Genomic DNA, 9,236 nt, shown 5'->3' with positions numbered 1-9,236 from the left:
CTGGGAGGAGAGGCGCTCGCCGCAATTGTGGGAATGGGATCCGACGTCGTCCATATCGTTGGCGAAGACGGCGTTGTTCAGCATGTCCATTACAATGACCCAGGCCTAGAACCGTACGGATTGCCGGCCATGGTCGGCAAACGTCTGAGGGACTGCGTCACCCACGAAAGCGTACCAAAGATCGATGCGATGCTGTCACCGTCGCAGCAACAGCGGCCGGAGCGGGGGTATCAGATAAATCACCGCGCCAACGGTCATCCGGATCTGCCGGTCGCCTACAAGGCCTTTCCTGTGCCCGGCGCCGCAACGGCCATTGTTGTCGGCCGTGAAATGCAACGGCAAATGCGCGATCAGCAGCGGCTTGTGGAAGCCCAAATCGCCATGGAAGCGGATTACCGCGACCTCCGACAGGCCGAAGCACGTTACCGCACCGCCTTTAAGGTCTCTGAGACAGCCTATGTGATGCTGGAGGGCGACAAGCGAACCATACTGGAAGCCAATGCCGCCGCAATTGCCCTTCTGGAAAGCGGATCTGCAAATCTGACGGGCAAAGCCGTTCGCGACCTGGTGGCCAAACAGGAGCGGGACCGACTCGGAGATGCGATCGGGGAAGCCCGGCATAGCGGAGAACCGGTTCTCCTGCCCCATCTGATGGGTGCAAAGGGCGTCCAGTTGGGTGCCAAACTGAGGGCTTACCGGGAAAATGGCGCCACCAACCTCATTTTGACGCTTTGGCCGGCCCAAGACAGCGAACAATCTGCACGGCACCTTTCCTCCGATGCGCGCAGCACGGAAGACCTGGAATTGGGCGCCTTGCCTGAAGCCGCCTTGAGAACGGACCAGGAAGGCAATCTGCTGGCTGCAAACGCGCTGTTCCTCGACCTTGTGCATGCGCCAACGCTCAATCAGGTGCTTGGGCGGAATGTCAGCGACTGGATCGGCAAATCCGCGATTGACATCAGCGTGCTTTATGCGCGGATCATTGAAGAAAAGCGGATCCGCAGCTTTAACACCGTGTTGTCCGACACCTTGGGCAGTGAGCATCCGGTCCTTCTATCCGGCTACTTCGACCCGGAAGCTGACGTCGTTCATCTCCTGGTATTGCCGCAATCTGCGCAATCCGATGCAGTCTCCATTCAGCCGGGAACAACGCAGGACCAGGCAGAGGGCTTTGCAAGCCTCGTTGGCAAGGTCCCCTTGAAAGAGCTCATCCGGGAGTCTCTGGATGTGGTTGAAAAGATCTGCATCGAAGCAGCGCTTGACCAAACAAACAACAACCGCGCGAACGCAGCGGAGATCCTCGGGCTATCGCGGCAAAGCCTTTACATAAAGCTGCGGCGCCATGGCCTGGAAAACTACCGGCCTGGGTCCTGACACGGGCTGAACAGCCCCAAGAGTGTAAATATACTCTGACATTCAACACTCTCCGCAGGCGAGAACTGTCAATTAAAATTGACAGTCGCTGACCGTCCGCCTAGCATGAATTTCATGGAACTGACCCGCACACCACCGCAGGCAAGGCTCCCCTCACCGGGCGCTATTCTTGCTCTGCTGAAACCGATCACATGGTTTCCACCCATGTGGGCCTATGCCTGCGGGGCGATTTCATCCGGCCATGGCTTTCAGTCGCGCGCCGGCTTCGTGGTTCTGGGTGTTATCCTGGCGGGCCCGCTCCTTTGCGGCACCAGCCAGGCAGTCAATGACTGGTTTGACCGCCACGTCGATGCCATCAATGAGCCGGACCGGGTTATTCCATCTGGCCGCATGCCCGGACGGTGGGGGCTATATATCGCCATCATCATGTCGGTCCTGTCGCTGCTGGCGGCCTGGATGCTCGGACCCCTGATTTTTCCGGCAGCTGTGCTCGGCCTGTTCTTCGCCTGGGCTTACAGTGCACCGCCTCTGCGGCTAAAGCAGAATGGATGGGCAGCAACGGTGTGTGCGGGTTCAGCTACGAGACCTTGCCCTGGCTGACGGCCGCCGCCGCAACGACCGGCATACTGCCGACGCTTCCGGTATTCCTAGTGGCCATACTGTATGGTGCCGGTGCTCATGGCATCCTGACGCTGAATGATTTTAAGGCAATAGCCGGGGACCGGGCCATGGGCATCTCTAGCCTGCCGGTATTGCACGGGCCGCAGCGCGCAGCCGTGATCGCTTGCGCCATCATGGCCGTGCCCCAGGCGCTGGTCAGCCTGCTGCTTTTCTATTGGGGCCTGCCATTTTACGCGCTCGCAATTGGCGGGCTGCTGCTCCTGCAATTGGCATGTATGCGCCGTTTTCTCCGGGATCCCGTGACTTACGCGGTCTGGTACTCGGCAATCGGTGTCGGCCTTTATGTAACAGGCATGATGATCACCGCATTCGGGCTGAATGCCTTGTCCCATTTACAAGCTTGATGACTTGAGAGTGCTCGCAATGTCCGCCTTGAACAGCCTTTTGAAAAGATCGCCGGAAGCCCGGAGCCGTCGGAAAGGCTTGAGCTGGCTTGCAATCATCCGGCTTGGCTTGGTTCAAGCCTCGTTGGGCTCGGTCGTCGTACTGACCAACTCGACGCTGAACCGGGTTTTCATTGTAGAGCTCGGTCTTATCGCAATGCTGCCAGGTATTCTTGTCGGCATCCACTATGCGGTTCAGCTCGCGCGTCCGGTCTGGGGGCACAAGTCGGACATCGGCAGCTCGCGGACCCTTTGGATATTGAGTGGCCTTGCGCTTCTTGCCGCAAGCGGCACCGGGGCATCCGCCACCACGCTTCTGTTTGAATGGGGCTTTGCAGCCGGACTGGCTGCCGCAATTCTTGCCTACATCCTGATTGGGTTCGGGGTCGGCGCCTGCGGCACATCTCTTCTGGCGCTGATGGCCGCAAAAACGGCGCCGGAGCGCCGGGCGCCCGCGGCCACAATCACGTGGCTTATGATGATCGCCGGAATTGCCATAACGTCCATCGTGACCGGGCTCGCCCTGGAGCCCTATTCCCACGCGCGCCTGATCGCCGTCACCGCCGTAACCGGTATCGCGGTCTTTGTTATCTCCGTGATCGCGATTTCCGGGATTGAACAGCAGCCTTCACCCGATCAGCCCCATGCGAAGGATAAAGCTGGCAACTTCCGCGAAAGCCTTATGGAAGTTTGGCACGATCCGGAAGCGCGCATGCTAACTCTCTTCATATTCATGTCGATGCTGGCCTATTCCACCCAGGATCTCATCCTGGAACCTTATGCCGGCCTTCTGTTCGGCATGACCCCAGGCGAAAGCACACAACTCTCCGGTGTTCAGCATGGCGGCGTTTTTGCCGGGATGGCTGCCGTCGGGCTTCTTGGCGGCCTGTTTTCGAAACGCAAGCCGGGTCTCATGAAAATCTTCATCGTGACCGGATGTTTCGGATCCGGACTTGCGCTCGCGCTTCTGGCCCTGTCCGCAAGCTTTGCCCCGGCATGGCCGCTTGCATTTAACATCTTCGTGCTCGGTGTCATGAACGGGGCATTCGCTGTTGCCGCAATCGGAACGATGATGGTGCTCGCCGGGCGCGGCAAGACATCAAATGAGGGCATGCGCATGGGCGTTTGGGGAGCTGCTCAAGCCATCTCCTTTGGTCTTGGAGGCGTTGCCGGAACCGTTGCCCTCACGCTTGGCCGCTGGGCCACCCAGTCAGACAGCATCGCTTTTGCGATGGTCTTTTCGCTCGAGGCCGGCCTGTTCTTCTTATCGGCGCTGATCGCTTTGCGGATCGGTATGCGGCCGGCGGAGAAACGGGGCGAAATGCGGTCTTCGCCATCTCTCACACCTGTGCCTGCGGAGTGATGTGAAACCGGACGCACAGTCTCCAGACAGGAGTAATGCCATGCAGACTTCTTTTGACGTCATCGTTGTTGGCGGCGGCCCCTGTGGCACCATCGCCGCGGAGCAACTTATCAAAAGCGGCTACTCTGTTGCATTGATCGATCCGGACAACCGTATCAAACCGTGTGGCGGTGCCATTCCAAACCGCGCAATAAAGGACTTCGCGATCCCCGAGCACATGCTTGTGGCGAAAGCGAATGCCGCGCGGGTCATTGCGCCGTCTGGCAATGCGGTCGAAATGCGCATCGGCGATATCGGTTTCGTTGGCATGGTCGACCGTGAAACCTTCGATCCGTATTTGAGGCGGCGCGCCGCATCGGCGGGCGCGGCCGCCATTAAAGGCAAGCTTGCTCACATGGAAGAGGCTTCTGATGGTACGCTGGACCTCACCATTGAGCCAACCGCAAATGATTGCCCAAAGACACCTTACCAACTTAAGGCCAAAATGGTGATTGGCGCCGATGGTGCCAACTCGGCGGTTCGCCGTGCCATGTTCCCGTCCAGCAAGAAGCCGCCTTATGTCTTCGCCTATCATGAGATCGTAGAGAGCCCGGCGGATGCGGACGCAGACCGATTTCAGGCCGATAGATGCGATGTGGTCTATGATGGCCGGATCTCACCGGACTTCTATGGCTGGGTCTTTCCGCATGGCAACCAGACATCGGTGGGCTGTGGCAGTGCCGTGAAGGGGCATAGCCTGCGCCAGGCGACCCAGGATCTGCGCGAGCAGGCAGGATTGTCCGGCCAGACAACCATCCGGCGGGAAGGTGCGCCCTTGCCGCTGCGCCCGATGCGCAGATGGGATAACGGGAAGAACGTGGTGCTTGCCGGCGATGCGGCCGGCACAGTCGCACCGTCCTCGGGCGAAGGTATCTACTATGCCATGCTGTGCGGTGTGTTGGCCGCCGATGCTGTCGCTGCGAGCCTTGCAACCGGAAAAGCCGCAGCGCTCAAAAACGCGCGCCGCCGGTTTATGAAAGACCATGGCCGCATATTCCTGATCCTGCGGATCATGCAAGGCGTCTGGTATCGCAACGACCGTTTACGGGAGCGCTTTGTAACGATGTGTGCGGATCCAGACGTTCAACGGCTCACCTGGGAATCCTACTTGAACAAAAAACTTGTTCGCCGGGATCCGCTTGCTCATGTCCGGGTCTTCTTCAAGGATCTCGGTCAATTGGCCGGTCTGCCTGCCGGGCACAAATGAGCCTCGTCGAGACGCTCCTACAATCGGTCTGGTTGCCGGTCGCCGCAGTTGCATTGCTGTGGGCGGAGACGGCCGCGCTGTGCCTGCTGGCCGAGCAGCCTTTGGCGCGGTTCAAATTGCTGGCCGGGAACGTTCTTGCCGGGACGTGCCTGATCACGGCACTCGGTATCGCGCTTCAAAACGGGCCCGGCATATTCATCCTCGGCGCACTCACGCTGTCTTTGGCCGCACACGCCTTGGATGTTTACACACGCCTCGCCTCTCCCCCTGACAACCGATGAAGCCCAGCGGCTTTAAACCGCCGGATTCAGACGTATGACCGTCAGGTTCAACAAGCCGGCTGTTGTCACCCACGCCAGATAGGGCAGAAACAGCAAAGCCGCGAGCGTTGAAACAGGCCACGCCGCCAGTATGAACCCTGCAATGGCCGCCCAGAGCAGAACAACATCTACAAGCGCGAGGTCCATCCGGCGCAGGCCGAAAAAGAGCCAGGACCAGAAACCGTTCAATACCAGCTGCAGCCCCCAGAACACGAGAGCGGCGGTGACCTGCCCCGTGTTCGTCCAGATTATCCAGCCGGCATATCCAATCATGATGTAAAGGCAGGTCCACACCACAGGGAACATCCAGTTGGGCGGGGTCCAGGACGGTTTTTGCAACTCTTCATACCACGGCCCGGGTTTGAAAATCGCGCCCGTTGCCGCAGCTGCCAGTACGAGTCCCGCAAATGTCACGGCTGCTATCATAAACGTCCCACCTTTCGTGCCTTATGGCCGACAATACACAGAGATACGTCCTGCAGGAATGCATAAAGTAATGGGATTTGAGGTGGCCCTTTACCGCACTTACCGGACACGCCGAACTGCAACCATGTGGCAGGGCTTTGCATCCGGCGGCAACCAAAGTGTCATTTATTTTTTACGTTCTAGTCAGGCATTCTGTAAAAAATAGTTTACACACCCAGGATCTTCCTTGAGAATGAATGCTAAAGACACCGTCCATGGTGTGAAGTGGGGCGGGCATCGTCCAGGACAAGTCTGGCGATCAGCCTGGCTCCCTGCGCCAGTTGGCCGGCTCAGACGCGGGAGGAGACGTGATGAGCTTTATTTCCAAGGAAGTCCTGTCAACGTCCCTGCTTGATCGTGTTCAGTCACCCACCGACCTTAAAACCATGTCGGAAGATGAACTTGCCTCTCTTGCGCATGAATTGCGCGCTGAAATCATCTCGATTGTTTCAGAAACCGGCGGACACCTCGGCTCGAGCCTGGGTGTGATTGAGCTCACCGTCGCACTCCACGCAGTGTTTGACACGCCGGACGATGTTCTGATCTGGGATGTAAGCCACCAGTGTTATCCGCACAAGGTTCTGACCGGCAGGCGGGACCGGATGCGCACCTTACGCAAGAAGGACGGCCTGTCCGGCTTTACCCGGCGCGCTGAAAGTCCGTACGATCCATTTGGGGCCGCGCATTCGTCGACATCCATTTCCGCCGGACTTGGATTTGCAGTTGCCAGGGACCTGAAAAACCAGTCGGGACATGTGGTTTGCGTGATTGGGGACGGTGCACTCACGGCGGGCATGGCCTATGAGGGGCTAAATAATGCCGGCGATCTGGGCAAACGCCTCATCGTGATCTTGAATGACAACAACATGTCCATTTCGCCGCCCACCGGCGCCGTATCCAACCATTTGAATGCGCTCGCAAGCAACGCACCCGGGGCCGCACTCAAAAACGCTGCAAGGTCGGAAAAAGAACGCAGTCTCTTTGAGCATATGGGATTTTCCTATTTCGGCCCTGTAGACGGGCATGATGTGTCCGGCCTGCTGGCAACGCTGTCGGACCTGAAAGATACGCAAACCGGCCCGGTCTTGCTGCATGCGGTTACACGTAAAGGCGCCGGCTACAGTTACGCGGAAACGTCCTCGGACAAGTATCATGGCGTTTCAAGGTTCGACATCCCGTCCGGAAAGCAGTCGAAAACGCCGGCCAAGGCACCGAGCTACACGAAAGTCTTCGCTCAAAGCCTGATCGCGGAAGCTGAAAAGGACGACACGATCATTGCCATTACCGCAGCCATGCCGGCCGGGACGGGGCTGGATCAATTTGCAAGAGCTTTTCCGGATCGAAGTTTCGATGTCGGCATTGCAGAACAGCATGCGGTGACTTTCGCGGGCGGTCTCGCTGCGAGCGGAATGCGGCCGTTCTGCGCCATTTATTCAACCTTCCTGCAGCGCGCTTATGATCAGGTCGTGCATGATATCGCACTCCAGAACCTTCCCGTCCGGTTTGCTATCGACCGTGCCGGCCTCGTCGGGGCGGACGGCCCCACCCATGCCGGTGCTTTCGATGTGGGGTATCTGGCTAATCTCCCGAATATGACCGTTATGGCCGCAAGCGATGAGGCGGACCTCGTCTCGATGGTGGCGACGGCTGCGCGTTTCGACACCGGTCCGATTGCCTTTCGTTATCCGCGCGGCGAGGGCCTTGGGGTCCCACTGCCGGAAAATCCCGCACCCCTGGCAATCGGAAAAGGTCGCATCATCGCACGCGGACAGCAGGTCGCCCTGCTGTCGTTCGGCGCGCGCCTTGCCGAATGCCGCAAGGCCCGCGAACAATTGGCGCCACATGGCATTTCCGCAACAATTGCTGATGCCAGATTTGCGAAACCGCTGGATACGGAGTTGATCGAAGAGCTTGTAAGCAGCCATGACCTTCTTGTAACGATTGAAGAAGGGGCAACCGGTGGCTTTGGCGCGCTGGTTCTTCACCATCTTGCCGCACAGGGCTTTTTGGACGGAAGATGTGGTGTCCGGACGATGACCCTGCCTGACAGTTTCATCCAGCAGGCCAGTCCAGCGGATATGTATGAAACTGCCGGCTTGAACGCCCGGCAGATAACCGAACTGGTTAGATCCGCTTTTTCACAGCGCCATCACAGGTAATCGTGAAAGATACCTCCGGTATCGGGGTCTCCCGGTCAAGGTCCAAAGGATGAAAGCCTGTTTTTCCGGCCCCTTAGTCTAATGGACCTTACGGAAACCCCGATGATGTTTGGCGGCGCGTCACCAATGGTGTACGATCCGGGCGTGGAGGAGCCTGACCGCCCAGGCCGAGGTATCGGGAGTGGGAGTTGGCCTATAAAGATCGGGATGGCAGCGGAGAAGCTAAGAACAAGCCCGCACCATCCGTCAGTGACAGCGGCCGGAACATATCGGCACGGAATGCAGGGAAATTGGGTTTTCAGGATCTCACGGTTCTGGAGCGGACGATCCGTGGCCGCGTTTCCGGGTTGATCGGATCAAAACATCCGGACTTGATCCAGGAGACCGATAAGGATCTCCGCCTATCGCCGGAACTCAATGCCCGGGCCCTCCAGCTGCCCGGGGCCGAGAATGCCATCGGCTTCCGCGACTTGTTTATGAAAGCATTGGTCACTCCTGATCCCCGCCCTCACCGGGAAGTGGTGGATGAGCTGCTGCAGAGCGGGATTCCGTTGCAAACCCTGGCGGTCATGCTGTTTTTTCCTGTCGCCACCCGCCTTGGCTATTACTGGTGCAATGATGAAACGGATTTCATGGATATTGCCGTCGCCTCCACACGGCTTGCGCATATCGTCAATCATCTCACCCTAAGTAGCCAACAGGATCGCCCGGCACCAAGGTCCCGGCGCATTCTCCTCGCCAGGTCCAGGGACACCCAGCATACGCTTGGGGTGACGCTCGTGCGCCTCTGCTTCCGTGACCTTGGCTGGATCGTGGATGGCGGCGCAGATATGGAAATCGGAGATACGCTGTATTCTCAACTCACCTTGAACCACTATGACATGGTAGGCCTTTCCATCGGCCACCTGGCGGAAGTTCCAGATTGCCGGGAAACAATCATCCGCTCAAGGAATTGCCTTGGCGCAAAAACCACGAAGATCGCAGTCGGAGGGCGGGCCGTTCTTGATGAACCGAGTGCTTTTGACGAAATCGGTGCGGACTATATTGCAAGTTCGGTTCTGTCCGTTTTTCAGTTAAGCGATCAGGTGTCGGTCAAGTATTAACTCTTGGCTTATCGCCCACCTATCTGAACGCTTGTTTTCCAATTTGATGGCGTTAGAAGCGCCGCCCCCGAACTAAACTCCTTGTGTTCTTGCGGTTTGTTTTGTTGTTTGTGGGAGCGGGATTTTGTGTTCTCGTTGCTCT

7 protein-coding genes and 1 pseudogene are annotated in these 9,236 nt (G+C 58.2%); 7 read left to right on the top strand and 1 reads right to left on the bottom strand.

The window, feature by feature from the left end; translation table 11 throughout:
• The 5 genes and pseudogenes from ppsR to E1180_RS00470 form a co-directional block, all read left to right on the top strand.
• Positions 1-1,374 (top strand): transcriptional regulator PpsR (ppsR, locus tag E1180_RS00490; RefSeq protein WP_208996760.1); only part of this gene is annotated, 1,374 nt, incomplete at its 5' end.
• A gap of 105 nt (positions 1,375-1,479) precedes the next feature.
• Positions 1,480-2,399: pseudogene (gene chlG / locus E1180_RS22725) on the top strand (chlorophyll synthase ChlG).
• A gap of 19 nt (positions 2,400-2,418) precedes the next feature.
• Positions 2,419-3,801: a BCD family MFS transporter gene (locus tag E1180_RS00480; protein ID WP_155189126.1), complete on the top strand. Its 1,383-nt coding sequence runs from the start codon at positions 2,419-2,421 to the stop codon at positions 3,799-3,801.
• A gap of 40 nt (positions 3,802-3,841) precedes the next feature.
• On the top strand, positions 3,842-5,047 hold the full coding sequence (locus tag E1180_RS00475) for a geranylgeranyl diphosphate reductase (protein WP_155189125.1): 1,206 nt from the start codon (positions 3,842-3,844) through the stop codon (positions 5,045-5,047).
• Complete coding sequence (locus tag E1180_RS00470; protein ID WP_155189124.1) at positions 5,044-5,328, top strand: hypothetical protein; 285 nt, start codon at positions 5,044-5,046, stop codon at positions 5,326-5,328. Before E1180_RS00475 ends, E1180_RS00470 begins: the two co-directional genes overlap by 4 nt.
• Positions 5,329-5,340: 12 nt before the next feature.
• Here E1180_RS00470 and E1180_RS00465 read toward each other — a convergent pair whose 3' ends face one another.
• Positions 5,341-5,781 carry a TspO/MBR family protein gene (locus E1180_RS00465; RefSeq protein WP_341873533.1) on the bottom strand — a complete coding sequence of 147 codons (441 nt, stop codon included), beginning with the start codon at positions 5,779-5,781 and terminating at the stop codon, positions 5,341-5,343.
• A gap of 362 nt (positions 5,782-6,143) precedes the next feature.
• Between E1180_RS00465 and dxs the strand changes: the two genes are divergently transcribed.
• Positions 6,144-7,991: a 1-deoxy-D-xylulose-5-phosphate synthase gene (gene dxs, locus E1180_RS00460; protein ID WP_155189122.1), complete on the top strand. Its 1,848-nt coding sequence runs from the start codon at positions 6,144-6,146 to the stop codon at positions 7,989-7,991.
• Positions 7,992-8,179: 188 nt separating this feature from the next.
• Positions 8,180-9,094: a cobalamin B12-binding domain-containing protein gene (locus E1180_RS00455; RefSeq protein WP_155189121.1), complete on the top strand. Its 915-nt coding sequence runs from the start codon at positions 8,180-8,182 to the stop codon at positions 9,092-9,094.
• Positions 9,095-9,236: the final 142 nt, after the last annotated feature.

It is taken from the genome of Roseibium denhamense (assembly GCF_009711415.1).
In the GTDB taxonomy this organism is placed as follows: Bacteria; Pseudomonadota; Alphaproteobacteria; order Rhizobiales; family Stappiaceae; genus Roseibium; species Roseibium denhamense.
This window is presented reverse-complemented; position numbering and strand designations above follow the sequence as displayed.

Bases quoted from the DNA above. Each gene is read 5' to 3' on its own strand.
- E1180_RS00480 (WP_155189126.1), top strand. From the start codon at position 2,419: ATGTCCGCCTTGAACAGCCTTTTGAAAAGATCGCCGGAAGCCCGGAGC.
- E1180_RS00475 (WP_155189125.1), top strand. From the start codon at position 3,842: ATGCAGACTTCTTTTGACGTCATCGTTGTTGGCGGCGGCCCCTGTGGC.
- E1180_RS00470 (WP_155189124.1), top strand. From the start codon at position 5,044: ATGAGCCTCGTCGAGACGCTCCTACAATCGGTCTGGTTGCCGGTCGCC.
- dxs (WP_155189122.1), top strand. From the start codon at position 6,144: ATGAGCTTTATTTCCAAGGAAGTCCTGTCAACGTCCCTGCTTGATCGT.